The sequence below is a fragment of the Enterobacter cloacae complex sp. 277I4 genome (assembly GCF_050031465.1).
In the GTDB taxonomy this organism is placed as follows: Bacteria; Pseudomonadota; Gammaproteobacteria; order Enterobacterales; family Enterobacteriaceae; genus Enterobacter; species Enterobacter cloacae.
This window is the reverse complement of the sequence record NZ_JBLGWC010000001.1, coordinates 2571994-2596771: the sequence shown is the minus strand read 5'-3', so window position 1 is coordinate 2596771 and position 24778 is coordinate 2571994. Positions and strand designations below refer to the sequence as shown.

Annotated in this window: 26 protein-coding genes and 1 pseudogene; 12 read left to right on the top strand and 15 right to left on the bottom strand. The window is 50.2% G+C overall.

The annotated features are described in order from the left end of the window. Window positions 1-8 precede the first annotated feature (8 nt). The 3 genes and pseudogenes from ACQG19_RS12705 to ACQG19_RS12695 form a co-directional block, all read right to left on the bottom strand. Window positions 9-569: a hypothetical protein gene (locus tag ACQG19_RS12705; RefSeq protein ID WP_246931755.1), complete on the bottom strand. Its 561-nt coding sequence runs from the start codon at window positions 567-569 to the stop codon at window positions 9-11. Continuing rightward, window positions 547-1003, bottom strand: a pseudogene (locus ACQG19_RS12700) (aldo/keto reductase); the annotation flags it as partial. The gene ACQG19_RS12705 and the pseudogene ACQG19_RS12700, both read right to left, overlap by 23 nt. Window positions 1004-1269: 266 nt before the next feature. Then, window positions 1270-2390 (bottom strand): IS3 family transposase gene (locus ACQG19_RS12695; protein WP_097432954.1). Its coding sequence is split into 2 segments (ribosomal slippage): window positions 1270-2132 and window positions 2132-2390, totalling 1122 coding nucleotides; the frame shifts between segments, so codons are not numbered across the junction. A gap of 464 nt (window positions 2391-2854) precedes the next feature. On the opposite strand from ACQG19_RS12695, the gene ACQG19_RS12690 reads away from it, so the two are divergent. From ACQG19_RS12690 to ACQG19_RS12655, 8 genes are all read left to right on the top strand, one after another. Beyond that, complete coding sequence (locus ACQG19_RS12690; protein ID WP_426725919.1) at window positions 2855-3790, top strand: hypothetical protein; 936 nt, start codon at window positions 2855-2857, stop codon at window positions 3788-3790. Between the two features lie 7 nt (window positions 3791-3797). Then, entirely contained in the window at window positions 3798-4379 is a 582-nt protein-coding gene (locus ACQG19_RS12685; RefSeq protein WP_426725918.1) for a hypothetical protein, read from the top strand. After that, on the top strand, window positions 4271-5218 hold the full coding sequence (locus ACQG19_RS12680; protein ID WP_246931760.1) for a patatin-like phospholipase family protein: 948 nt from the start codon (window positions 4271-4273) through the stop codon (window positions 5216-5218). Before ACQG19_RS12685 ends, ACQG19_RS12680 begins: the two co-directional genes overlap by 109 nt. A gap of 540 nt (window positions 5219-5758) precedes the next feature. Then, window positions 5759-6292 (top strand): hypothetical protein, encoded by a 534-nt coding sequence (locus ACQG19_RS12675; protein WP_038980719.1) that lies wholly within the window; start codon window positions 5759-5761, stop codon window positions 6290-6292. A 10-nt stretch (window positions 6293-6302) separates the two neighbouring features. Next, entirely contained in the window at window positions 6303-7982 is a 1680-nt protein-coding gene (locus tag ACQG19_RS12670; RefSeq protein ID WP_246931762.1) for a hypothetical protein, read from the top strand. A 41-nt stretch (window positions 7983-8023) separates the two neighbouring features. Next, on the top strand, window positions 8024-8557 hold the full coding sequence (locus ACQG19_RS12665) for a hypothetical protein (RefSeq protein WP_246931763.1): 534 nt from the start codon (window positions 8024-8026) through the stop codon (window positions 8555-8557). A gap of 793 nt (window positions 8558-9350) precedes the next feature. Continuing rightward, entirely contained in the window at window positions 9351-9794 is a 444-nt protein-coding gene (locus ACQG19_RS12660; RefSeq protein WP_246931770.1) for a PACE efflux transporter, read from the top strand. Between the two features lie 31 nt (window positions 9795-9825). Further along, window positions 9826-10245, top strand: coding sequence for a DUF4354 family protein (locus ACQG19_RS12655; protein ID WP_148790908.1), 420 nt, complete (start codon window positions 9826-9828; stop codon window positions 10243-10245). A 55-nt stretch (window positions 10246-10300) separates the two neighbouring features. Here the strand turns inward: ACQG19_RS12655 and ACQG19_RS12650 are convergent, their stop codons facing one another. Next, window positions 10301-11905, bottom strand: a complete 1605-nt coding sequence (locus ACQG19_RS12650; protein ID WP_246931772.1) for a mechanosensitive ion channel family protein — start codon at window positions 11903-11905, stop codon at window positions 10301-10303. A 227-nt stretch (window positions 11906-12132) separates the two neighbouring features. Here ACQG19_RS12650 and ACQG19_RS12645 point away from each other — a divergent pair, with 227 nt between their 5' ends. Continuing rightward, a complete protein-coding gene (locus ACQG19_RS12645; protein ID WP_023619585.1) occupies window positions 12133-12495 on the top strand; it encodes a DUF4406 domain-containing protein in 363 nt (120 codons plus the stop codon). Window positions 12496-12539: 44 nt separating this feature from the next. On the opposite strand, the gene ACQG19_RS12640 is transcribed toward ACQG19_RS12645, so the two are convergent. Beyond that, window positions 12540-13307: a DeoR/GlpR family DNA-binding transcription regulator gene (locus tag ACQG19_RS12640; protein ID WP_246931774.1), complete on the bottom strand. Its 768-nt coding sequence runs from the start codon at window positions 13305-13307 to the stop codon at window positions 12540-12542. 86 nt (window positions 13308-13393) lie between these two features. Here ACQG19_RS12640 and ACQG19_RS12635 point away from each other — a divergent pair, with 86 nt between their 5' ends. Then, complete coding sequence (locus tag ACQG19_RS12635; protein WP_020688643.1) at window positions 13394-13978, top strand: NUDIX domain-containing protein; 585 nt, start codon at window positions 13394-13396, stop codon at window positions 13976-13978. An 83-nt stretch (window positions 13979-14061) separates the two neighbouring features. Then, window positions 14062-14820 carry a trans-aconitate 2-methyltransferase gene (tam, locus tag ACQG19_RS12630; RefSeq protein WP_062729532.1) on the top strand — a complete coding sequence of 253 codons (759 nt, stop codon included), beginning with the start codon at window positions 14062-14064 and terminating at the stop codon, window positions 14818-14820. A gap of 6 nt (window positions 14821-14826) precedes the next feature. Here tam and ACQG19_RS12625 read toward each other — a convergent pair whose 3' ends face one another. From ACQG19_RS12625 to ACQG19_RS12595, 7 genes are all read right to left on the bottom strand, one after another. Further along, entirely contained in the window at window positions 14827-16017 is a 1191-nt protein-coding gene (locus ACQG19_RS12625) for a cytochrome c biogenesis protein/redoxin (RefSeq protein ID WP_246931776.1), read from the bottom strand. Between the two features lie 137 nt (window positions 16018-16154). Beyond that, complete coding sequence (locus ACQG19_RS12620) at window positions 16155-17450, bottom strand: sensor histidine kinase (RefSeq protein WP_114518800.1); 1296 nt, start codon at window positions 17448-17450, stop codon at window positions 16155-16157. Beyond that, window positions 17447-18187, bottom strand: a complete 741-nt coding sequence (locus ACQG19_RS12615; RefSeq protein WP_246931777.1) for a response regulator — start codon at window positions 18185-18187, stop codon at window positions 17447-17449. Before ACQG19_RS12615 ends, ACQG19_RS12620 begins: the two co-directional genes overlap by 4 nt. A gap of 44 nt (window positions 18188-18231) precedes the next feature. Beyond that, complete coding sequence (locus ACQG19_RS12610; RefSeq protein WP_013096598.1) at window positions 18232-19227, bottom strand: alpha/beta fold hydrolase; 996 nt, start codon at window positions 19225-19227, stop codon at window positions 18232-18234. A gap of 145 nt (window positions 19228-19372) precedes the next feature. Beyond that, complete coding sequence (locus ACQG19_RS12605) at window positions 19373-19813, bottom strand: GNAT family N-acetyltransferase (protein ID WP_038980697.1); 441 nt, start codon at window positions 19811-19813, stop codon at window positions 19373-19375. A 12-nt stretch (window positions 19814-19825) separates the two neighbouring features. Then, window positions 19826-20296, bottom strand: a complete 471-nt coding sequence (locus ACQG19_RS12600; RefSeq protein ID WP_020688637.1) for a GNAT family N-acetyltransferase — start codon at window positions 20294-20296, stop codon at window positions 19826-19828. A gap of 9 nt (window positions 20297-20305) precedes the next feature. Beyond that, window positions 20306-20893, bottom strand: a complete 588-nt coding sequence (locus tag ACQG19_RS12595) for a hypothetical protein (RefSeq protein ID WP_048972129.1) — start codon at window positions 20891-20893, stop codon at window positions 20306-20308. 134 nt (window positions 20894-21027) lie between these two features. Between ACQG19_RS12595 and ACQG19_RS12590 the strand changes: the two genes are divergently transcribed. Further along, on the top strand, window positions 21028-21576 hold the full coding sequence (locus ACQG19_RS12590) for a GNAT family N-acetyltransferase (RefSeq protein WP_013096602.1): 549 nt from the start codon (window positions 21028-21030) through the stop codon (window positions 21574-21576). Here the strand turns inward: ACQG19_RS12590 and ACQG19_RS12585 are convergent. The 3 genes from ACQG19_RS12585 to ACQG19_RS12575 form a co-directional block, all read right to left on the bottom strand. After that, window positions 21564-22478, bottom strand: a complete 915-nt coding sequence (locus ACQG19_RS12585; RefSeq protein ID WP_023619574.1) for a bestrophin family protein — start codon at window positions 22476-22478, stop codon at window positions 21564-21566. The two genes, ACQG19_RS12590 and ACQG19_RS12585, sit on opposite strands and share 13 nt — an antisense overlap. A 197-nt stretch (window positions 22479-22675) precedes the next feature. Continuing rightward, complete coding sequence (locus ACQG19_RS12580; protein WP_246931779.1) at window positions 22676-24127, bottom strand: tagaturonate reductase; 1452 nt, start codon at window positions 24125-24127, stop codon at window positions 22676-22678. A gap of 117 nt (window positions 24128-24244) precedes the next feature. After that, window positions 24245-24772: a GNAT family N-acetyltransferase gene (locus ACQG19_RS12575; protein WP_045294055.1), complete on the bottom strand. Its 528-nt coding sequence runs from the start codon at window positions 24770-24772 to the stop codon at window positions 24245-24247. Window positions 24773-24778 lie beyond the last annotated feature (6 nt).

The following is a 24778-nucleotide window of genomic DNA, read 5'->3' as shown; positions in this document are numbered from 1 at the left end:
GCGGGGTTTTACGTTTTACGAGTCTGGTGCAAAAGTTTACGCCAGGCACGATTGTGCAGGGTAAAGAGCAGCATCTTATAGAAAGAAATAGAGTGGATGCAGTAACCGCTGAGTAGCAGCATAAAGATGCTTATCAGCGCCGCGATGAGACTGACGCCCGGAACACTCGCACCGCTTAGCGCAGTCAGCAGATAGACTGTCGTTAACACAAGGCTCATAACCGCCAGCGTAAGATGCACCTGCACGGCACGCATGAGGCCTTTGCCAATCAGAAACATCGTCATGCCATTAATGCCTGAGAACAGCAGGGCGATCAAAACCACCCATATAAATAAGCTTTCTTCAGGTAGCCCGAGGGCGGCGCTGACTTTGTAACCTAACCACAGCTGCGGTATCCCAAAACTGACGATCACCCCAAGGGTACTGAGAACAGCTGGAATGCCCATGGTATAGCATCCCGTGGGTGTCCCGATCAGTTCGGCCAGTTCCGCTTTTAACTGTTGCAGTTGTGCAGTATTGGCCTTGCTGATTCTTACCGCCAGGTCGTTTTCCTGATTTAACGAGGTCATGCAGAGCCTCCATGGTCTCTTCAACAGGCGTGGAGTGGTCAAAGCGGTGAATCTGAAAGAGATCCACATAATCCATACCTAAGCGCATCAGGCTATCGTCAATAGACTGAAAAATGGCCTTGCGGGAAAGAAACCCGGTATTGGGTGAGTTGCGCCACGGAAAGAAGGTCTTTGTCGCCACAACAATCTCATCGCGTCTGGCCATTTCTCTCAGCGCTTTTCCAGTAATCTCTTCAGAACTTCCGCCCGAGTAGATATTCGCGGTATCAAAAAAAATTAATGCCCGCTTCAAGCGCCTGACGAATGAGCGGACGTGACGCCTTTTCATCCAGGGACCAGGGTTGAGGCAAGCGTTCAGGTTCACCATAGCTCATACAACCGAGACAAAGACGGGAGACTTGCAAACCGCTACGACCCAGATTCACATACTTCATTCTGTGTTCCTTCTTTTATTGCCAGCAATTCTGTATGTGACAGGGTATTGCACTGACATGAAGGGAACCAGCATGCGCCATCGAATGGTGTTATGAGTTTTTTTCACAGATGAGCGTAATCGTCAGTGAAAGACGAGAAACGAGAGGGAGGTCAGACAAGCCGACTTGGTTCATGAAGTAAGTTATCAGTTAATGGTATTTAACTTAAACGGGATAAACCCGAACCACATAACCCGGTGACCTGCCCCCAGGATTAGATACAACCTTCAGTTAGTAATGTCGGTTGGTTTTTCTTCATATTTCCTGTTTCGCCAGTCCGTTGCGAATTCAGCTGGTGTCTGGTAATCCAGCGATGAATGGGGACGGCACTCGTTATAATCCTGCCGCCAGTCATTAATCGTTTTCCGGGCATGAAGAATATCACTGAACCAGTGTTCATTCAGACACTCATCGCGAAAGCGTCCGTTAAAACTCTCAATAAATCCGTTCTGCGTTGGCTTACCTGGCTGGACAAGACGTAGTTCCACACCATGCTCAAAGGCCCATTGATCGAGCGCGCGGCAGGTAAATTCCGGGCCTTGATCGGTTCTTATTGTCGCCGGATAGCCCCTAAACAGCGCGATGCTGTCCAGAATACGCGTGACCTGAACGCCTGAAATACCGAAAGCAGTGGTGATCGTCAGACACTCCTTCGTGAAATCATCCACACAGGTCAGGCACTTGATCCTCCGGCCGTTGGCCAGTGCGTCCATAACGAAATCCATCGACCATGTCAGGTTCGGCGCATCCGGGCGCAGAAGCGGAAACCGTTCGGTTGCCAGCCCTTTACGGCGTCGTCTGCGTTTTACGCTCAGTCCATTAAGGTGGTAAATACGGTATACCCGCTTGTGATTGACGCGAAGGCCCTCCCGACGCAGCAGCTGCCAGATGCGGCGGTAGCCAAAACGCCTGCGCTCCAGTGCCAGCTCAGTGATGCGCCCTGATAAAAGCGCATCAGCTGCCGGACGCTGAGCCTCATAGCGGCAGGTCGACAGAGACAAACCTGTAAGCCTGCAGGCACGACGTTGCGACAGACCGGTCGCATCACACATAAACTCAACAGCTTCCCGCTTCTGGCCTGTCGTCAGTACTTTCGCCCCAGAGCCACCTGAAGTGCCTCCTTATCCAGCATGGCTTCGGCAAGTAGCTTCTTGAGGCGGGCGTTCTCCTCTTCAAGAGATTTAAGCCGCTTAACCTCGGGCACCTCCATACCGCCATACTTCTTGCGCCAGGTGTAAAAGGTGGCATCTGAAATGGCGTGCTTACGGCAGAGCTCGCGGGCAGAAACTCCGGCTTCCGCTTCGCGGAGAATACTGATGATCTGTTCGTCGGAAAAACGCTTCTTCATGGGGATGTCCTCATGTGGCTTATGAAGACATTACTAACATCGGGGTGTATTAATCAACGGGGAGCAGGTCACCGGCCCACCACATTTTAGGATGTGTCTGATTTTTTTCTTGAATAATTCATGAAGTTAGATGACATTTATATACACCAATACTTATCAGAATTGATTATTCTGAGGGCGGTAGCGTTGTCAAGGCTGGGTTTGCCTGAGGCGTATCTGTCCTATCTATTAGATTGATATCTATGTAGGTCGAGAGGGGTGAAGCGAGCGCCAGTGGCATGTTGGTACATTTTGATTAAGTGGCATTACCGACCAGGCCCCAGTATTAGATACAACCATCAGTTAAGGATGTCCTCATGTGGCTTATGAATACATTACTAACATTGCGGTGTATTAATCAACGGGCAGCAGATAAGGTATGAGCACTTCATCCTGATAACATAATCAAGAAAGAGAGTTTAATTTTGAAAAACTACTCAGAAATGAAAGGGTATAAAAAATTAGAGTTTAGAGTTATTCCAACACTGGTTGATTCATTAAGTTCATTTTTTAGTGCAAGAATAAGATACGACCCTTCGCCGATGAATTACTTAAAGGATGAATATGGTCTTGATGTTAGCCTATTGCCAAATAGAGGTGTTTATATTATTGATGATGAAAAAACAGTTGTTTTGGGAAAATTCATACAAAATAAAACAGTTGAATATATTTTTTCGATAGAAATACTAGGTGTGAATTTATCATACGTACCTAGTTTTTTAAATTCACTGGAAGCAGTGATTGCTCGCAAATTAAGCAATAATACTTGCCTTCAGTTAGCTGAGGATTATTTTTTCTTTGGGGATCAATTACTGGAAAGAACTATTATACACTTCTTAGGTAAAGGACATTATAATCAGAGCGCGTTGCAAGTGTTGATGCAATCATTTCATAAAATATCCTCCTTTCAATATGAAGGAAATCCCTTCACAACAGGTTTACTTCTAACGAAATCATATGTCGATTTTATAAAGAATAAAAGTCTAAAAGAAAGAGGGGGGTTTTTATCTGAACTTCGTTCAAAGTTGGTAATTATAGGTAGTACTACAGTGAATAAGCGGCTTTGGTTTTTAGTAGATGGTGAGTCGACTTTTTTCCTTGCAACGATGTATCGCGGTAAAACGTTAATACAAAATTATTTCACTCTTGAGTCTAGCGATGTCAGAAACAACGGATTTGTGGATAATTACAACCTAGTCAAAACAATGAAGGGTAATGATATTCTTTTCAGAGTTACTGGTTGTGCTGAATTTTCAATTACAACCCCTAAAGGAATAGATTTTAATTATAAGGAAGGTAAATGGATATTTCGTAATTTAGAATGGTACATATTCCATGCTTTGCTCGTTATTGAAAGGTGAACGTACTGTGATGGAAAGCTTATTGAATTATCTTTTTTTATTATCCAAAAGAAGAACTAGTAGTACTTATTTTTGGATGCCAGAAAAAGAGAAAGAAATAACAAATATCACAAATAATATTAATGTTCTTACAAAGGATGAAATCACCATAACAAATGTAAATCACAAGGCAATTATAACAAGGATTTTTTCAAGTGATGGAACTATTATTTTATCAAAAAATGGCAGCCTAATTTCATTCTCCACGATGATTAGTTATGATAATAATATTGCGGGACCACTTAGTGGAACAGGTGAAAAAGTTGCAGGGTATTTATCAAAAAACGGAGTAGCCATTAAAGTATCACAGGATGGCAGCATAAAAATATTCATCAAGGAAAAATCAAAACCACCTTATAACTCAATTATATTTAAATTTCTAAAAGTGAAATTTATAGTGTATTTTCGTGTGCAGTTGTTAAAAATTAAGCTGGAGTCGAAATGGTTAAGTTTACGGGAAAAGATAATGAAGGGCAAAAATTTCGAATACTTTCTTTGGACGGCGGTGGAGCAAAAGGTTTCTATACTCTTGGCGTACTTAAAGAGATAGAGTCTTTGATAGAAACCCCATTGCATCAAAAATTCGATTTAATTTTTGGTACTAGTACTGGAGCAATAATCGCATCTTTAATTTCTTTGGGTTATAATATTGACTCAATTTTAGAGCTTTATCGAAAATATGTCCCCGCTATAATGTCAAAAAAGAGCGCTTATGAAAAATCTGTCGCTTTAGAGGCGTTAGCACACGAGGTTTTCGGTGATGCAATGTTTGAAGATGTAAAAACAGGCATAGGAATTGTGACTGCTAAGTGGTTAACTGAACGCCCTATGATTTTCAAAGGAAATATAATGCAGGCTCATGGACGGAGAAAATCTTTCATTCCGGGATTTGGTGTTAGTATCGCCGATGCAGTCAAAGCGTCTTGCTCCGCTTATCCATTTTTTGAACGTACTATCGTTCGGACCTTCTTAGGAGAGGAGATAGAACTTATTGATGGTGGATACTGCGCTAATAACCCTACTTTATATGCTATCGCAGACGCAATCAAAGCTTATAATATTGACCGGCATAATGTTCGTGTTGTCAATATTGGTGTCGGTAATTACCCAGAACCTAAGCCTAGGTTACTCATGCATCTGGCTAAAAAATACTTGGTTAGTGTACAATTATTGCAAAAAACATTAGAGATAAATACGCAGTCTATGGATCAACTTCGTCAAATAATGTTTGATGATGTTCCAACTATTAGGATTAGTGACTCATATGTTGCACCTGAAATGGCAACCGGCTTACTCGAGCATGATATCAAAAAACTTAATATTCTCTTTCAACGAGGAAGAGAGTCATTTTCTTCGCATGAGAATGAACTCTTAAGATACGTGATGTAAACAAATTTTTAGTGAATTTAACCACCTAAATCGAGGTGATATGCTCACCCCAGAACAACACTGGTGCTGAACTAGGCGAATCTGTGTCACATGCATTGCCTGAATCGCCGCTGGTTTAACTCGATGTTCGTTTGCAGATTAATGATGATTTTCATGACTAACTATATGCGGTTTGCCCGGTGGACAGAGCTAAAAGGGAAAACTGACACTCCATAAACTGCTGGACGCATATGGCTGTGAATCACAAATAGCCGTAGCGACCGTGCCGCTTGGGCGAAAGAGGGTAGCTGGAGTATGGAGGTTCTTAGATCAAAACGACTGATGCTGTCGACTTCGTGTTTCCCGTCTTAACCAAGCAGTGCTTTAAATTTCGCTTCAGAAAACCTTACGAGACTAGTGTGCAGCATAACCTTAGCCGATGCCTCATCAGGGCGCTCGAAACCGCTTTAACAGGCCTTGATTTGCTTCAGAAAAGGTTGCGAGATAACCAATTAAATATATGGTCTTTTTGTTTGATAGCGCTTGAATGAGAGGCTGAAAATGCAATTATTATTCAGAATTATTGCTGGCGTGGCAACCGCCGTCGGCGCAGCCGTATCGGGTAAGCTCCTTTACAACAAGGGCAAGAAAAACGGCGTGGCTGAAGAGGCCCAACGGGCTAAAGCAGAGTATTCTCAGCAACTGTCTGAAACTTTAAAGGATTTATTCAGCATTGCCGCAAGAGAAGGCAAACGAGATACTTTTATCCTGATAGGTTTTGCGCTGGGGCTTCGTTGCCTTAAAAGCTTTGACCTGTACACGCCTGGCAACATTGATTTTCTGGATGAGTATGTATCAGGCTTGAGTGGCAGCGGTATGCTCGCACCGTTAGTTCGAGCAAAAATGAATGAATATATAGTTAGCCCGCCTAATCTGCCCACCATTTGGGCGATGATTGAAGATAATGAGCTTATGGCCAAATACTACACGGACAGGTTCAGCGCTGTCATAGATGCTATGTACGAGATGGATGAGACTAAAGGTAAAGCAGCTTCAGACTTTATCGCTGCCTGGCAAACACTTGTTGCGGCCTGAGGACAAAAAAATGAGCGAAAGAAACGATCGCCAGGTTAGAAGTATTAAACGGCGTATGAGGGGTTCATTACCCAAGCTCCCCCCTCTGGCTTCAACGGACTCAATAGCAGTCCATTTATCTGGTGAGATCGATGCTGAACTTGTAGCAAGCAATAATCTGAGTAAGCAATACAGCCAAAAATTCAGCCTGGAAAATTTGAATAGAGCCATCAGTAACGACGAAGTGCTGTCGCGTCTGGAGTTTATTTCGAAAGGCAATGCTATCGACACCGTTCTTGAGCCGGTGTTTATGAGTTTAATAGACGGCACCATGCGGGCCTGCAATATCGGTGTGCGCCAGGGCATAACCCCGTCTAGGCTGTACCAGGAATGTAAGTTCTTTGGATATGACTCTGACCCCAAAACTGATTTCATGTTTGACGGTTACACTGAGCAGCTTTTAGAACGGGAAAATATCACTGCTTACGGTAAAACCGCCAGTTATAACGAAGGAAAAATGACGCGAAACGGCGAAACTGTCGACCTCCGTAATGGTAAGAAAATGGATAAGCACAAAGAAGCTTACTTCGGTGATAGTTGGACTGGCTCTGACGAATACGGCGGTGAAGACATTTACAAAACAAAAACGTATGCCAAAAGTAAGGAGCAGGATGGTCAGGCCGCAGAAACTGACCATGCTATTTCTTGTTCAGAAATATTTGAACAGCTTAAAGGCAATAAAGCGCTTAATCCTGAGGACATCAAAAACATTGCAAATATTGATGAGAATTACGCCGTCACTTCCAGGACAAATAATCGTGGAAAAACAGTAGGTAAGTTTGCAAAAACAGTCAAAGAAATTGAGCGGGAAGTAAAGGAAGGATATGTTGAGGATAAAAATGGCAAAAAAAAACCTCTCACCCCGGAACAGATTGAGACCAGGAAGAATCAAATTTACAAAATGAATGCCTCGCAAGAAGCGGTAAATAAAAAAACAAATGAAATAGTTGCGAAAAATATCAAATCTGACCGGGGAGTACAAAAGGTACTTTCGACTGACGCGGCTAAAGGTTCCGCTCACCAGTCGCTGGGTGATTTGATCATGTTTGCTATCAAGCCGCTCTATTACGAGCTACGCTCATGCTTTTCAGAGGGTATCGAGGCCGGGGTCGGGGCTAAAGATTTCAGCGAAGCTCTTAAGATCCGTATGGCCCGTATGAAAAAATACGTGTTGGTAAATGCGGTTGCACTTATTAAAGATGTCGCTGTCGGTTTTATTAAGAACTTCATTTCACTGCTTGCCGAAGGCATCGTTAATTGTTTTGTTGGTGCATTCAAAAACATCATGAAACTGGCAAAAGAGGGGCTGAGAATATTAATTCAGTCAGTCTCCATTTTTGCCAGCAAAACAAGCTCAATGGCTGAAAAAGGCGATGCCATACTGAAACTCGTGGCAGGCTCTTTATCAATATTCAGCGCAATAGGAATTGAAACATGGCTATGCAGCCTGGGGCTTCCTGGTCCGATATCAATCCTGCTGGCATCAGTCCTGACCGCCGTTATCACGTCCATTCTCATGCTTTCTCTGGATAAACTAGATTTGTTCGGCACAAATAAAAAACTAAAAGGGCAACGTATAGACGAATTGCTGACTAAGGAAATCGCTGCCACCCAGGCCGGGATTGACGTCCTAAAAGCTCAACTAAGTTAGTGACATTCGTTGGTACCTTGTCATATAACAATCGTCACCTAATGTCGATTCGTGGTGCAGCACCTATTTTGGAGAAACTTTCATATATGACAAAGCTAGGTACCATCAATTTTGACGATCGTATTATTGACGCCCTTCGTGATGGTCAGATTGTTGTCTTCGCTGGTGCCGGTGTTTCAATGGGGCCGCCGTCGAATCTTTCCAGTTTTTGGAAATTGACCAGTGATATTGCTCAGGGTAGTGGATACGTTCCCTGCGAACCATTGGATCGGTTTCTAGGACAATTGCATCCACACCTTGGAGACGAATTTCCGGAGGCCGTGGCTTTGGCTATTCGCAGCCCCAAAATCCGAATAGGGCACAGTCATGTTTTTTATGACTTGCGCACCAGTGAGCTGGTAACAAGATTCCCAACTGAAACAGCAGAGCTGCTGGTTTATCTTTCAAGCTGTACTTTTGGTTATAATGCGAATGACCTGATAAAAATCGAGATGCGTTTACCCCTTATACCTGCAAATGTTCGTCGTAGCCTCGATGAAGCATTTGCCCACGCAGGTCTGATAAGGGGGGAATAGCTACAGCCGATTTTATGCCGCTGACCGGAGGACAAAGTCTTTAAACTGATCTGCATGATCCTGGCGGTGAGCGGCCTGATAACGCAACGCAATGGACAATTTTATGCTCCGACGCGGGGGTTGATCTGAATTGAATTTCTCCAGAGGGGAAGGGATTAATAGGATTTGGCTTGGAAGATGATTCTGGCCTAATAATCTCATAAAATTTCCTGACCATGTCTGATGTAAGGCTATTAAAAAGTCTGTGTGAATGCTTTTGCTTGCTGGAACGAAAATCAGCACGATCGGTCGACAAACGCTTGGATAATTGTGAAACATAACGAGAAAGCTCTTTTGGGGTGCCATCCATATAACGATGAGAAACGTAAGTAGTGATCAGATAGCTAATAAAACGGCAGAGCGCATGTTTAAAGGGGGACTTAACCCTATGATTTTATGTGAACCATCTAAGTTCATGAAGTAAGTTAACAATCAATATGATTTAACATAATATACATTATGCGCACTAAGGTTGTAATGGCTCAATAGTAATGTCCGCCTGTGGCTCAATTCAGATGTCCGCGCTATGGTAAGCTTCACTGGTCCGTTTAAACTACCGGGAGGCATATCATTATAGAGTCACACATGTAATTGCCGCATGTGCGGTAATCGGGTTGATTTTACATCTTTTCCTCAGAACATAGAGCAAGGCCCCGAATAACCGGGGCCTGATAGTGATTCTAACCTTCACGTTTAAAGAAAGTTGAAGCACGTCTGATATACTTCAGTTTTTTTAAAAAGCCGTACTAAGTAAATGGAAATTGAACTGGATAAAAGTTTTAAAGAACGCGTTTTGCATGCTCTTCTTTTCGAAGTGACGGCCAACGTCATCATTGCGCTGTCACTTGCGTGGCTGATGAACGTGTCGGTGCTTCAGTCGGGTTCGTTGTCCGTGATATCTGCACTTGCCGCGACGGCATGGAATTTTGTGTTTAATAAATTCTTTGACGCCTTGCAGAAAAAATATGCGTTTCAACGAACATTTTTCGTCCGTGCAATCCATGCTGTCTGCTTTGAAACAGGACTTATCATTACATTAATTCCTGTCGCGATGGTAATGCTGAATTTAACAGTCACTGAGGCATTTTTTGTCGAGATCGGTCTGGTACTGTTTTTTCTGCCATACACGATGCTCTTTAACTGGCTTTATGACTACCTGCGTTGGACATTTGTTGGGCGGAAACGGTCCGCCATTTAGCGGCTCTGTATTTTAACAGGAGGAAGGAAAAATGCGTTGTAACTTAATTAAAGCAGTATGTCTTACTTTAGCGGTTTTTGCAGCCGGAACTGCCCTGGCAGCTCAGAAAGCGTCTCAGGGCGGTATTACTCTTTTTGCTGAAAAACAATCCCAAGGAAGTCAATGGGATAGCACAACTGGCGAAGCGCAGTACATGGTCAGCTACAAGGTGACACTGAATAACGCGTCTGATAAAAGTATTGAGCCGGGCAAAGACAATAAAATGTGTTTCTTCCTGTTTGATAAAAACGGCAAATCATTTATGAGTACCGGTATCGAACTGGAGATGCTGAAAAAATACAAGCCGATGGATAACCGTACGGGAATGGTGTATTTCAGCAGTTCGAACCCTGACGTTTTGAATATGCCATTTGTCCGTTTCGGCATTGGACAGGATTGCACAAAAGGATGATGTTCGCCGCCTGACGGCCATAATATCGAGGCTGTCTGTCATGCACCGGACTGATTCATGATGGCTTTTGTGCGGGTTTCTCTGCCGGTGCTGCGAACCAGTTTTCTTCCGCGACGACGACCGCACCTTCCGGCTGCATCACGAAGTTTGGCGACATGATCTGCACGTTGAACTCGTTGAAAACGTCCTGAATGTTACTGTGGAGCTCATTGCGGGCTTCGGCAAGTGACTGTCCGGGCTGCAATTTTACCTGCAGCTCATAGGCAATGTACCAGTCCATCAGCCCCAGCTGACGCACCAGGGGCTGCTGCGAAGGGTCAACACATTTCGACCGTCTCGCCGCCATCTCCAGCATGGCATGAACCTGTCGCCACGGCGTGTCATAGCCAATCGTCAGGTTCACGCCACCGTCAGGATTCTGTACGCTCAGATTGGTGATTTTTCCGCTCACCACCACCGCATTGGGTACGGTCACAACATAGTTCTCGCGGGTGATGATCTTGGTCGCCAGCATGCCTATCTCCGTGACCAGCCCTTCGTTATCCGCCACCCGTATAACGTCTCCTTTCCTCAACGCTCGTGAGTAGATCAGTACCAGTCCGCTCATCGCATGGTTCATCACGCCTGCCGAACCCAGGGTAAGCATCAGGCCAAAGAAGACGCTAATGCCTTTAAACGCCAGCGAATTCGCTCCCGGTAAAAACGGATAGGCCGCAGAGAGGGCAAATAACCACACCACGACAGAAATCAGTTTACGCGTAGCTCCCACGGTTTCAGGATGAATGCCCGGCAGCTGCAGGCGCCCTGCTTCCACCTGATTTAACAACACCTTCAGGAGCTTCAGAATAAAGGCGGTAATCACAAAGATGATCAGGACAATCATTATTCCCGGCATGGCTGAGACAATCGACAGCGCAATATCCCGCAGAACGCGCATGGTCCAGTCGCCTAACGATGCACCCCAGACGCGTGTCCAGGGGAACAAGCTGAACGCCCAACTCAGCCAGAGATACAATCCGAGAATGCCCAGTAAAATCATCAGCAAAGCATACAAACGAGCCTCAATTGCGCCGACAAACTTACGCCAGCTCTGCGGGATAACGCTGCGGTTTTCAAGAATGCGGCGACGGCAGACATTGCGAACCCAGCGCCACGACCGCCACGCCCCGTACCAGAAAAGAGACAGAACAAGCAGCCCGACGACCGTTTTCCCGGCGGAGAGCGCCAGCCAGCCGGTGTCATATTGATCGCGAAGCGCCGTACGTTGCGCCTCCATCCGCGCCAGCACGCGCTGAGCGGCCTGGTCGAGAGTCAAATCGTCCCCCTCATCCAGGTCCGCCTGCGTAAGCAATAAAACAGGCTTATTGTTCATGACAATCAGCCTTCCCTGCTGGTTGTAACGGGTGACGGGAACAATTTTCAGCGGCTCACGTACGTCCTGCTGCGTGAAATTGCGCAGGGTATGGCGAATACGTAACACGCGTTCTTCAGGCGTCGTGAGACCAAATTTGGCCTGCAACATCACAATCGGTTGATGAAAAATATAAACGGTTCGGGCCCGCTCCTGCTCAGTAGGCTCCTGGCGTGGCTCGGCTGCGACGCCAGTAAATGAGATGACCGAGAGCACGCAGGATAATAATGCGAGCAGGACCTTATTCATTTCCACCCCCTGAAACGCAACTTATTGTTATTTTTCAATTGCCCCAGAGAATGGCGAGTCTCTGCATGTTGAGCATAGACCAGCGTCGCGCTTATGCAACATCACCATTATGCATGATACTGCTTGTGTTTGCACGATGGTGCCTATTAAGATACGTTTCAGAGCTGAAAGCCGATACTTCAATTATTAACGTGCAAATTCATGCACCATCACGCAACGAGGTATGTATGACACAACAGTTGATTTTAATAGCGGGCCCCTGGCGCAGCGGGACTGATGGCGACCAGGCCAAAATGGATGAAAACCTTGCCCGTCTGGAAAACGCAGCGTTAGCCGTATACCAGCGTGGCCACGTTCCGGTGATTGGTGAATGGCTTGCGCTACCGCTGGCAAAGGCCGCTGGTTCAACGTCCATTGGGGATGAAATCAGTGAAGCGATGCTCTATCCCGTTGCACACCGGCTTATTGGGAAATGCGACGCGATTTATCGTATTGCCGGTGCGTCTAAGGGAGCTGATATGGATATCGAGGTTGCCCGTAAGCTCGGGCTGAACGTTTACACCTCATTAGAAAGCATCCCTCAGGCCTGAGGACGCGCCTGAACCTGCCTGCTGATCACAGGCAGGTTCAAGGGTTATTCTGGATCTGAGGTCGTCACCACGGAGACGCCCTTCTCCTTTACCGCGCTAATCCAGGCGCGATCGGTATCGTCTTCCACGACAATCGTATTGGCCAGCGATAGCTCGCCAATCACAAACGATGACGCGGTGTTAATTTTTTCTGGCGATGCCAGGACCACTGTCTCGGCGGCCCTGCCGGAAAATGCACGTTTGATGCACGCCTCTTCGAAATCCCCGGTGGTAAGCCCCGCTTCAGGATGGATGCCGGTAACCCCCATGAAGAACAGATCCGCATGGATATTGTCGATGCCTTCAATGGCCGCTGCGCCTACCGTCACGATGGAGTGTTTGTACAGACGTCCTCCGATCAGGATCACTTCAATCGAAGGATGCTCGACGAGCCCAAGGGCGATGCTCGGGCTGTGTGTGACCACGGTAATGCGTAAATCCGCCGGTAAATACGCGATCAGTTCCGATGTGGTGGTGCCGCCGTCGACGATCACCACCTGGCCCGGGGAAATGAGCTTTGCGCCTTTACGGGCCACATTTTTTTTCGCGTCCATCTTTACCGATTTACGCTCGGCAAATGGCACAGTAGCCGACGAGGCCGGCAGCGCACCGCCATGGACACGCTGCAAACGCCCTTCCGCCGCCAGTTCGCGGAGATCACGACGAATGGTGTCTTCTGACACCGCGAAATGTGCACTGAGCGCTTTAGACTGGACCTGGCCTTCAGCGGCAAGCTTCTCGAGGATTAATTGTTTTCGCTGACTGGTGAGCATTGTGGATTCCTGATGTTGCACGTTTTATCTTGAATGTGCATGATAATGCTGTTTATGACGATCACTCTACGTAAGGAGCAGCAAACGTGCAATCGAAACGTGCAGATGTGCGCATCATTGAAAATGAAACCCTGTCGGATAACTGGTACATCCTGAAAAAGTACACCTTTGAGCTGCAGCGACGCGACGGCGAATGGCAGCGGCAAAGCCGCGAAGTGTATGACAGGGGAAACGGGGCCACGATACTGCTCTATAACCGTGATAAAAGAACGGTGATCCTGACGCGCCAGTTCCGTTTTCCGGTCTTTATCAATGGCCATGAGGACGACCTTATCGAGGCCGCTGCCGGGCTGCTGGATAACATGGATCCCGAAAGCCGCATCAAGGCGGAAGCGGAAGAAGAGACCGGATATCGTGTCTCCCGTGTTGAGAAAGTCTTTGAAGCCTACATGAGCCCAGGCTCCGTCACGGAAAAACTCTATTTTTATATCGCAGAGTATCACCCGCAGGATCGGGCCAGCGCAGGCGGCGGCATCAAGTCAGAGGGAGAAGATATCGACGTGCTGGAAATGCCGCTGGATGAGGCCTTGCGCGGTATTGATACCGGCAGGATTGTCGACGGCAAAACGATTATGCTGCTTTACCATATCGCGCTGAAAGGCGTTCTGTAGTCACTGCGTCGGTCGAGACCTGCCCCAGTGCGGGTCTCTGCCTGTGCTATTCTTGCTGATGAATTCAACACGGAGAGGCAAAAATGGCCGACTGGAACCCTTCGCTTTATCTGCAATACGGTGCCGAACGCACGCGCCCTGCTGCTGAACTGCTCGCCAGAATTCCACTGGATGAGGTGTCCACCATCGTTGATTTAGGCTGCGGACCGGGAAACAGCACCGCGCTGTTGAAGCATCGCTGGCCTTCCGCCCACATCACCGGTGTTGATAACTCACCGGCGATGCTCGAAGAGGCGCGCCAGGCGTTGCCCGATTGCCACTTTGTTGAGGCCGATATTCGCCAGTACAAGCCAGGCCAACCGCTGGACCTGATTTATGCGAATGCCTCGCTACAGTGGATCCCTGACCATTACGATCTCCTGCCGCATCTGGTTTCGCTGCTGAAGCTAAACGGCGTGCTGGCGATCCAGATGCCCGATAACTGGCTTGAACCGACACACGTTTCGATGCGTGAAGTGGCTGTTGAACAAGGTTATCCGGATCGTGGTCGTGAACCTCTGCCCGGTGTCCATGCGTATTACGATATTCTGACGGAGGCAGGCTGCGACGTGGATATCTGGCGCACGACCTACTTTCATAAAATGGGATCGCATCAGGCGATTATTGACTGGGTCAGCGCCACGGGGCTGCGTCCGTGGTTACAGGAGTTGAACGAAAGCGAGCAGAAGCAGTTCCTGCAACGCTACCATGAACTGCTGGAAGAGCAGTATCCGCTTCAGGAAAACGGGCAGATACTGCTGGCATTTCCACGCTTGTTTATCGTTGCGCAACGTCAGCCATAAGTCGGCTCAGGAGCGGGCCTCTTTCAGCAACTGCTGAATGACTTTTTCCTGCTGGTCATAATTGCCTTCGCCAAAGGAGGTGTAGCGCAGCTGTCCTTTGGCATCGAAATAGTAGTGTGCGGGCCAGTACTGATTCCCGAAGGCGTTCCAGATCTTATAGTTATTATCCGTGACCACCCGATACGGGAGCTGCCATTTCGTCACCGCTTTTTGTACCGAGGCGAGCGGTTTTTCCCACGGGTATTCCGGCGTATGCACACCTATTACCACCAGACCCTGCGCCTGGTACTTTTTGGCCCAGTTGCGAACGTGCGGGAGCGTATGCTGACAGTTGATGCAGTCCCACGTCCAGAAATCAATCAATACTACCTTCCCCCGCAGAGAGTCAGACGTGACAGGGTCACCATTTACCCATCCTGTTCCGCCGCTTAAGGAGGGTAACTGGCTGCTGGGTTCGGTCATCACCACTGGCTGAAGCTTCACCGGTGCCGTTGCGGGTTTCGCCAGCGTCAGGAGCGAATTTTCCAGACGGTCTGCGACCCCGTTAGCGCCTTTCAGAACGGACGTCATCCCGGTGGCGTTAAACGCAACGGTCGCTAACATCACCACGCCCGCCCCCTTGCGTAACCTTTCCATCAATGCCGATCTGGCACGCAGGGGTGCCATCAGCGCGCGACCACCGATAACCAGCAGCCCCAGCATCAGCGCGCATCCGCTGCCGTAAGCGGCCAGCAGTGCCCCCGTGGCAATGGCGGAGTGACCGGCAATATTCAGGCTGAAGATGGCACCCAGAATCGGTCCGGCGCACGGCGACCAGAGCAACCCAACGGCCAGCCCGGCCAGAAACGCGGAGAGAGTACCGCGCGTCTGCCCGCTGCGTGTGTTGAGGAGATTACCTGCGCTGACGGCCGGTCCGGCAATACGCTGGGCGAATGTCGGGAAAATGAGTGCCAGCGCGGCTATTGCCAGTACAACCAGTGCGACCCAGCGCCCTGCTATCGTCGCCTGGGCGATCCAGTTGCTGGCTGCGGTAGCCACCAGTGCCACGAGGGTGAACATTACAATCATCCCCGCGAGCAACGCCAGAATATGCCGTCGTTGCCCCTGGAACCCGGCAAACAGCAGTGGAATAACCGGGAGTGTGCATGGGCTGAGCAGGCTTATCATCCCGCCCAGAAAAGCGATTATCAGAAACATAGTGACCTCACATTACAGATGCCCTGCGAAGCTGCAGTGAGGTTATTTCACCGTGTTGGTATGTTCAGGATGTGTGCAAATCAGCGCGAATTGTCTGTGCGCGTATCATGAAGGCTGACCGATACAAAACCGTACAATTACCCGCGCGGCAGCGTAATCGAAACGTCCAGCCCACCCTCGGCGTGGTTCGCCAGATGCAATTTCCCGCCTAACTGCGCAGTCAACTGGGCGGCGATTGCCAGCCCTAATCCGGTGCCCCCGGTGTCGCGGTTTCGTGAGGTTTCCACCCGATAAAACGGCTGCAATACCGCCTCCAGTTCGGCGTCCGGTATCCCCGGCCCCCCATCGCGAATAGCGATCGTAACATGATGGGCATCTGAATGAATCGTAATGATGGCGTAGTCGCCAAATTTCAGCGCATTATCCAGCAGATTGGTCATCACCCGGCGTAGCGCCTGCGGACGCGTGACCACGGGCAGACGGGCATCGGTTGCCTGAAGCTGCACGTTTTTCCCGATGTCCTGGTAATCACTGGCGATGCTGTTTATCCAGGCATTCAACTCCAGCTTGAGCGAGGTCTCTTCCAGCGATTCTGATGACCGGGCATACGCTATTCCTTCCCGCACCAGGCGCGTCATATTGTCCAGGTCATTGAGCAACTTGTCCCGCAGTTCCGGCTGGTCCGCCATTTCGACGCGCAACTTCATGCGCGTTATCGGGGTCTGAAGGTCGTGCGATACGGAGGCCAGGATCTGCGCGCGCTCGCGCAGGTAAGACTGGATACGCGCCTGCATCGCATTAAAGGCGTGCGCGGCCCGTTGCACCTCGACCGGCCCTGCCTCGGTCATTGGCGAGCTTGCTGCCGGGTCGAGGGAATCCACCGCCCGGGTAAACTGAGAAAAGGGTCGAATAACCTGACGCACGGCAATCCATGAGCAGAACGCCAGAAGCAGTAGCTGCAACACAAGCACTACAGGCAGCCAGCTGGCGACCGGAGGCATTCGGGGGATAAGGTCAATGGTTAGCGGCGAACCATCGCTCAGCGTAAGGTGGGCCTGAATATGGGAAACCGGCCCCGGCACGGCAGTAAACGTCAGTGGCCAGGTTGCCGACAGCGCCTCTGTCAGGGTGCGGATGGCATCCTGCGAGCGTTTGTCATGCGGTGCGGGCCCCGGTTCACCGGTGCCCAGAATGTAACGATAGTTCCCCCGCGCCAGTCGTTCCAGCCAGGCTGGACGCTCCCTTGCGGGAAGCCGGTCGAGGATAGCCACACTGGTGGAAACGTCATATTCCAGGTTGCCGAGCATCACCGTGCGGGCGCTGCGCATTCGCTCAAGCATGACCAGCGTGAGGCTGAGCGCGTTGGCCAGCAGGAGCCCCAGCATCACGATGATCAGCAGTCGCGTCAGTAACGAGCGTGGCCAGAGCCTCATTCATTGGCCTCTTTGATGATCACCGGCATGGTAAAAACGTACCCTTCGCTGCGAACGGTCTTGATGTAGGCCGGCGTGCGGGCATCTTCATTCAGTCGCTGACGAACCCGGCTGACCAGAAGATCAATCGAGCGCTCAAAGAGTTCAGCCTCTCGCCCCTGGGTCAGGTTAAGCAACTGATCGCGGCTCAGCACACGCTGAGGATGGTCAAGGAACACGCGCAGAAGACGGTATTCCGCCCCGCTGAGTGCCACAATCATCCCCTCGCTGTCGATCAGGTGACGAGCAACGGTGTCCAGTTGCCAGTCGCCGAACATCACCAGGCGCCCGGCCTCGGTCACCTGCAGATTGGGTGGCATGGTACGAAAACGGCGCAAAATGGCTTTGATACGCGCCAGCAGTTCGCGCGCAACAAAGGGCTTCACGACATAGTCATCGGCCCCCATTTCCAGCCCCAGGATCCGGTCTGTCTCTTCGTTGCGCGCGGTCAGCATCAGGATCGGCAGATCTTTCTGTTTACCGCTGCGCAGTCCCCGGCAGAGCGTTAATCCGTCATCGCCTGGCATCATCACGTCCAGCACCACCAGATCGACATGCTGTTTATCTAGCACGGCCCGCATCTCTTTGCCGTTCGCCGCGCCAGACGCGCGATAGCCCGACTTGACGAGATAGTCGACAATCAATTCACGAATATCCCTGTCGTCATCGACGACAAGGATATGATCAATATGCTCCACCGGGATCTCCTGACTGAGGGGTAACGTATTGAAAATAGCACATATCACAGCTTATCCGCGTCGATAACCGCCTTGACGAAATCCTGCGGATCTTCCTGCGGCGGGTTGTGCCCCACGGTGGCCCCAAAGGTGCGGTGTTCATATTTACCGGTGAATTTACCGGCATAGGCTTGCGGCGCAGGATGTGGCGCCCCGTTGTTACCGCCTTCGATGGTGATTGTCGGAACGGTGATATTTGGCAATGTCGCCAGCTTCTGCTCATAGCTGTCGTATTTACGCTCGCCTTTTTCAAGCCCTAAACGCCAGCGATAGTTGCTGAGCGTAACCGCGACGTGATCGGGGTTATCCAGGGATTTTGCGCTGGCGTTAAAGGTCGCATCGGAAAACTTCCAGTCTGGTGAGGCCTGGGACCAGATCAGACGGGCGAAGTCATGGGTATTCTTGGCATAGCCTTCGGCACCGCGTTCTGTTGCGAAATAGAACTGATACCACCACTGCTGCTCTGCTTTTGGCGGCAGCGGCTGTTTACCAATCTGCTGGCTGCTGATGAGATAGCCACTTACCGAAACAAGGGATTTGACGCGTTCAGGCCACAGCGCCGCGACAATGTCCGCCGTACGGGCGCCCCAGTCATATCCCGCAAAAACAGCCTGCTTAATGTTGAGGGCATCCATCAGGTTAACGATATCTTTCGCCATGGCTGAAGGCTGGCCGTTACGCGGCGTGCTTGCTGACAGGAAGCGCGTGGTGCCGTAGCCGCGCAGCGAAGGCACAATGACCCGGTAGCCTTTTGCCGCCAGCGCGGGTGCGACTTCGGCATAGCTGTGAATATCGTAGGGCCAGCCATGTAACAGAATCACCGGCTGTCCCTCTTTTGGTCCGATATCGACATAGCCGATATTCAGATCGCCAGCGTTAATTTGCTGAGGGTGATCGAAGGCTGCGGCAACATCTTTGCCGGTGACTTCGGCCTGACAGGACATGACGGTGCCAAGAGAAACGGTTAACGCCAGGGTTGAATACGCGAGTTTGCTGAACATGTTGGTATCTCCGGTTAAGAACAGTTGACGGGGATATAACAACACGCGTTTGTATAGCGGATATGTGCGAAAGGGGGTTTATTGCAATCCTGTGTATGTATCCGGTACGCAGATACAGTGTGATACAAACACAGGTGATTCAGGCTTACAGCGAGAGGCGGTAGCGTACGTAATCGTCAGCTTCACCGTATTTGTCATAGAGTTTACGCGCCGGGTTGTTCTCCCGGGTCACCCAATACAGTTTCGACCAACCTTCGCGCTTGCCTTCGGCTATCAGGGCATCAATGAGCGCCTTCCCGGCCCCCGCACCGCGTTCGGTGGCATCGACAAACAGATCTTCCAGGTAGCAAACGGGGGCCGTTGACCAGGTGCCTTCGTGGAGAATGCACATCGCGAAACCAATGATCTTTTCGTCTTTCTCTACTACGCGGCAGAACATCGGTGAATGCGCTGAGAGCGCCCTCTCCCATGTCGATGCGGTAACCGATTCATCAAGAAAACAATCATAAAAATGGGTATACCCGTCCCATAGCGGTCGCCACTGGGCGTAATCGTCTGCGCTTAAAGGTCTTACCGTGACAGCCATGCGTTCCTCACATTACAAGTTGATCGCCATTTCAAAACAGCGTAAATCAGCGCCCGCCATGCGCGAGTGATGATACTTTTCGCTCAGCGTGACAAACCCCAGCTTCTGGTAAAACGACCGGGCGTTAGGCGTTGCATCGAGCGTCAGGCGGGTTAACCCCCGGCTATGGGCCTCCTGTTTGAGCGCCTCGATAATCCGGGTCGCCATGCCTTTTCCGGATGCCGCCGGCAAGGTGAATATCGCCTCCAGACAGTGGGTATCCAGATCAAGATAGCCAGTTGCCGCAATGTCGCCCTTTTCATCTTCCACCACGTAAAAAGGGTATTCAATGACCATTTGCCGGTAATGCTCCGGCATGTCGTCGGGCGTCCAGCGCGCAATGACGTCCGCGTCGTAACTGGTTTTACAGCCGTGACGAATCGCCTGATTGCGAATATTCCAGAGTATTTCAGCTTCCTGCGGATGCGCTTTTCGTAACGTCATATCACCTCTTTAATGGTTTTTTAACCGGATTTCACGTGCAACTCTGGCAAGACGCTGAGTGCGACAATAGAGGGTAAACAGCACAAAGCCGCTGCTATTCATTACCATCCGACAAAGTATCAGCGCGAAGGATGCGGTGACCAGTGGCCAAAGGTTTCCGCTATGAGAAAACAGAAGATGCAGAACCTGAACGAGAGTTATGACCAGCAGAATGATGAACACTGCCATAAACCCCAACAATCCTGACGTTACCCCTCGGGCCAGAAGCACGCTGATTACAATGAGCGCGCCTGTCATTATTAATGATGGTACGAAAAAACACAGTGCATGATGTAAAGGTGACAAACCCTGCAACGCGCTGAGAAAAGGCAGAAGGTTTAACGCAAACGCCACTAAAAAAAGAGGTAACAGCGCCGCTACCGGGTAAGGATTTTGACGCGGAAGCTCGCTGAGGGGGCGAGAAAAATACCCTTCCAGCTCGGGGGTGGAATGATTCAAAACACGGGTATCACGACGAGCAATGGCCTCCTCTATCTCTTTGCCATGCTGCAGGAGATCCTGGAAAACACGTCCGGTTAAAAGAGACCACAAGCGCATTAAAATTTCGCCATTGAAGAAATGATGCCTATTTTTGGTAGGGTATAAACTCAGCACGCCTCAACTGAATGTGATAGAGATGAAAATACCAGAACGCAAACAAAATCATAACGCTTAAATATGGAGATCTGCGGATGACGATACCGACGCTCACGACAGAACGCTTGCTGCTAAAACCGCTGGTTGCCGAAGATGCCGTTCAGATTCAAAAGCGCTATCCGCGCTGGGAGATCGTCCGCTATCTGGTCTCTTCCGTGCCCTGGCCCTACCCGGATAACGGCGCGGAGAACTATGTCAACAACGTGGCGCTGCCGGATATGGCGAAAGGGATTGCCTGGTTCTGGAGCATCCGCCGTCGTGAAGCGCCGGACGAACTGATGGGGGTTATCTGCCTGTACGATGTGGAAGATAACAACCGCGGGTTTTGGCTGGCGCCGGAGTTTCAGGGAAAGGGATATATGCGCGAAGCCAGCATTGCGGCAACGGATTACTGGTTTAACACGCTGAACAAACCCGTATTGCGCGCGCCGAAGGCGGCCGCCAATAGCCGCTCCCGTCGTATTTCAGACAGTAGCGGCATGCGGCTTATCAGAACGGAAAAGAAAGCGTACGTCAGCGGTATGCTCGATTCTGAGCTGTGGGAAATCACCCGGGACGAGTGGAACGCCCGTCAGGTCAGCTGATAATACTTATCCGGCATCAGCCTTTCCGGAATGTTCTCTTCATCGTTCATCTGCAGCAGATCGCGTTCCATCATGTTGCAGATGGCGTCCAGCGGCAGGTCGTTGTCTTCGGTACCAAACGGATCTTCCAGCTCTTCTGCCAGCGTATCCAGCGAAATGAAGGTATACGAAATCAGCGCAGAGACAAACGGCGTCATGTAGTGCAGGTCAACAACCAGCGCGAACGGCAGCATGATGCAGAACAGATAGACCGTACGGTGCAGGATAAGCGTATAAGCAAACGGCACGGGCGTGGTGGCGATGCGCTCGCAGCCTGACAGGACAATCGACATATCGTTGAGACGGTTGTTCAGGCTGTGGAACAGAATATCGGAGAGGTCTCCGTTACGGCGTCTGACGGCCAGCCATTCACCCATGATCAGCAGAATACGGTTCGCCGGGGAATTGGCGGCCATGACGTTGCGTAAATCCTCCGCCGCCAGATAGCGCGCCAGTTGCCCTTCCCCCTTTTCACGACGCAGGGTCATGCGCAGACAATGGGCAAAGGCGATCTGCAGGCGGACGAACTCACCCAGATGTTTATCATCCGGCAAGGTGTTTTTAACCTCGCGAAATAACGAGCGTGCCGCTATCATCAGTTGCCCCCACAGCTGGCGAGCCTCAACGTAGCGCGAATAGCAGGCGTTGTTTCTGAACCCCAGAAAGATAGCGATGGCCACCCCCAGGATGCTGAACGGCGCAACGGTAAATTTAATGCCCAGCGAGGTATACCACGGCAGCATCAGAATAACGGCGATGGATAGCAGGAAGTTAAGTAACAACCGGGTATAGATTTTAGGAAGTACCGAACCGTGCCAGACGAAAATCAGTTGTAGCCAGTGCTGTTTGGGACGAACAATCATAGTCAGCTTCAGGAAAGGAAAGAGCCGCGTTATTAAACGTGATCCCTGTCACGGTTGCAAGCTTGTTAATAAGAGATTGCATTTTATCACCTGATAAGCAATAAACCGCACGGTGCTAGAGTTTGCTTTACATAAACGAGTCCATAGTATGTTGTAACTAATAAAGTATAAAATACCCGGCCGAAGCCGGATATGGTTTAACAAAGCGGTTTTACTGCGGCCCGCATCCCCTGTTGCAGAATCGCGTCGAGATCGCGCGAAACCTGACCGACAAGACCCTCTACCTGAGTTAAATCCTGCTCCCAGTGCTCAGTAACGCTTAAAACGGAGGCGACCAGCTCGCGGGTGGTGATCTGTTTATCGTGATGCTGCGCCCACAGCTGTTGGTAACGAGCAAGCCAGTGCGCGTCATCCTGCACCGGATAGTTCTCCCCGTTACGCTCTGCACGGTAGAACGCGATCAGTGCGGCCAGCGCGAACGTCAGGCGAGCGGGCAACGTGCCAGATGCCCTCACCCCCGCCAACAGCTGCGGCAGAATGCGCGTGCGATACTTGGTCATGCCGTTAAGGGCAATCGACAGCAGCTGATGCTTGATATACGGATTGCGGAAACGACCCGTAACGGCGCTGGCGAAAGACGCCAGTTCATCACGCGGCAAATCCAGGACCGGAATGATTTCCTCATAGATCGCTTTTTCGATGAATGCGCATATGTCGGCATCATTCATCGCCTCGCCCACCGTATCCAGCCCCGCCTGGAACGCCACCGGCACCAGCGCTGTGTGCGCGCCGTTGAGAATCGCCACTTTGCGCTCCTTGTACGGCTTAATGTCATCCACAATCCGCACGTTTAGCGGGAATTTGTCCAGACGCAGTTCGCTGGCCAGGGATTCAGGCCCCTGAATAACAAACAGGTAGAAATGTTCAGCGGTATCCAGGAACGCATCGTGATAGCCAAGCCCGGCTTCCAGCGTCGCCGCTTCGTCGCGCGGATACCCCGTTACAATGCGGTCAACTAACGTGGAGCAGAAGCTGTTATGCGCATTCAGCCACTGAATAAATTCCGCTGGCAGTGCCCATGCCTGTGCATAGCGCAGCACCAGTTCGTGCAGCGCTTCGCCGTTATAGTCAATTAGCTCGCACGGAATGATGATCCAGCCTTTGTCCGCTGCGCCGTTAAAATGGCTGAAGCGCTCAAACAGCAGCCGCGTGAGCTTCGCTGGATAGCTCACCGCTGGCGCATCTTCGAAACGATCGCCCGCGTGCCAGCTAATCCCCGCCTCGGTGGTGTTGGAGAAGACAAAACGCATCTCCGGATTGTGCGCCAGTTTCAGAAATTCATCGTACTGGCTGTAGACGCTGATCTCCCGATTCACCGAGCGGATAAGACGCGCTTCGCTGACCGCCTCGCCCTGCTCATTCAGACCACGAATGATCGTGGTATACAGGCCATCCTGAGTGCTTAATGACGGCGGGAAGTCGCTTTGAATTGGGCGTACGACCACGACGCCGGTATTGAGATCGGTATGTTCGTTTAACAGGTCGATTTGCCAGTCGACAAACGCACGCAGGAAATTGCCCTCGCCAAACTGAATGATTCGTTCGGGGTAGAGAGCACCGGGGAAATCACGACGGTTAAGTGTGTTCACAATGGGGTCCTTTTATGATTAGTCGTACAACCTGATTAAATTGGTATGATAACTTACCAAAGGTTTTCGACCAGAACCCCGCTTTTGATCAATTCATCACGTCATTGAGGGAAATAATCACAAGAACTTATAGAAGACCGATGTGGCAGTCATCGCGCCATCCGGCATTAGCGCATAACGCGGGATCTCCCCCACTTTTTGCCAGCCAGCACGCTGGTAGAAGGTCTCCGCTCCGCTGCCGGTTGAGGTATCCAGCACCAGCACCGAGATGTCTCTTGCTCTGGCCTGCACTTCCAGCTCCTCCATTAGCGCCATCGCGGCACCTTTACGACGCGCTTTTTCATGCACCAGCAGCTTTGCCACATCGGCACGATGCGGCTGGTTTTCCGGCTGATCGGTAATGAGTTGCACGGTGCCAATCACGCCATCCTGAGAATCGATGCAGGCCAGCACAACGCGTTCGTTACGCCCTACGCTCCCGGCAATATCCTGCCAGAAAGCACGAGCTTTATCGGTACTGAATGGCAACATAAAACTGACGGAAGCGCCGCCCCTGACACAGTTTTCAAGGATATCGGCCAGCGCATCGAGGTGGGTGAGAATATCGTCCCGGGTGAGGGTTTTGATCTGCAGTGAGGTATTCATGGGTTT

What these genes read in the sequence shown, in the direction of transcription:
- ACQG19_RS12705 (WP_246931755.1), bottom strand. Translation starts at nt 569, where the DNA reads ATGACCTCGTTAAATCAGGAAAACGACCTGGCGGTAAGAATCAGCAAG.
- ACQG19_RS12600 (WP_020688637.1), bottom strand. Translation starts at nt 20,296, where the DNA reads ATGACGTTACGAAAAGCGCATCCGCAGGAAGCTGAAATACTCTGGAAT.
- ACQG19_RS12590 (WP_013096602.1), top strand. Translation starts at nt 21,028, where the DNA reads ATGACGATACCGACGCTCACGACAGAACGCTTGCTGCTAAAACCGCTG.
- ACQG19_RS12620 (WP_114518800.1), bottom strand. Translation starts at nt 17,450, where the DNA reads ATGAGGCTCTGGCCACGCTCGTTACTGACGCGACTGCTGATCATCGTG.
- ACQG19_RS12585 (WP_023619574.1), bottom strand. Translation starts at nt 22,478, where the DNA reads ATGATTGTTCGTCCCAAACAGCACTGGCTACAACTGATTTTCGTCTGG.
- ACQG19_RS12595 (WP_048972129.1), bottom strand. Translation starts at nt 20,893, where the DNA reads ATGCGCTTGTGGTCTCTTTTAACCGGACGTGTTTTCCAGGATCTCCTG.
- ACQG19_RS12610 (WP_013096598.1), bottom strand. Translation starts at nt 19,227, where the DNA reads ATGTTCAGCAAACTCGCGTATTCAACCCTGGCGTTAACCGTTTCTCTT.
- tam (WP_062729532.1), top strand. Translation starts at nt 14,062, where the DNA reads ATGGCCGACTGGAACCCTTCGCTTTATCTGCAATACGGTGCCGAACGC.
- ACQG19_RS12650 (WP_246931772.1), bottom strand. Translation starts at nt 11,905, where the DNA reads ATGAATAAGGTCCTGCTCGCATTATTATCCTGCGTGCTCTCGGTCATC.
- ACQG19_RS12640 (WP_246931774.1), bottom strand. Translation starts at nt 13,307, where the DNA reads ATGCTCACCAGTCAGCGAAAACAATTAATCCTCGAGAAGCTTGCCGCT.
- ACQG19_RS12665 (WP_246931763.1), top strand. Translation starts at nt 8,024, where the DNA reads ATGTCGATTCGTGGTGCAGCACCTATTTTGGAGAAACTTTCATATATG.
- ACQG19_RS12575 (WP_045294055.1), bottom strand. Translation starts at nt 24,772, where the DNA reads ATGAATACCTCACTGCAGATCAAAACCCTCACCCGGGACGATATTCTC.
- ACQG19_RS12605 (WP_038980697.1), bottom strand. Translation starts at nt 19,813, where the DNA reads ATGGCTGTCACGGTAAGACCTTTAAGCGCAGACGATTACGCCCAGTGG.
- ACQG19_RS12655 (WP_148790908.1), top strand. Translation starts at nt 9,826, where the DNA reads ATGCGTTGTAACTTAATTAAAGCAGTATGTCTTACTTTAGCGGTTTTT.
- ACQG19_RS12645 (WP_023619585.1), top strand. Translation starts at nt 12,133, where the DNA reads ATGACACAACAGTTGATTTTAATAGCGGGCCCCTGGCGCAGCGGGACT.
- ACQG19_RS12625 (WP_246931776.1), bottom strand. Translation starts at nt 16,017, where the DNA reads ATGTTTCTGATAATCGCTTTTCTGGGCGGGATGATAAGCCTGCTCAGC.
- ACQG19_RS12660 (WP_246931770.1), top strand. Translation starts at nt 9,351, where the DNA reads ATGGAAATTGAACTGGATAAAAGTTTTAAAGAACGCGTTTTGCATGCT.
- ACQG19_RS12670 (WP_246931762.1), top strand. Translation starts at nt 6,303, where the DNA reads ATGAGCGAAAGAAACGATCGCCAGGTTAGAAGTATTAAACGGCGTATG.
- ACQG19_RS12680 (WP_246931760.1), top strand. Translation starts at nt 4,271, where the DNA reads ATGGTTAAGTTTACGGGAAAAGATAATGAAGGGCAAAAATTTCGAATA.
- ACQG19_RS12675 (WP_038980719.1), top strand. Translation starts at nt 5,759, where the DNA reads ATGCAATTATTATTCAGAATTATTGCTGGCGTGGCAACCGCCGTCGGC.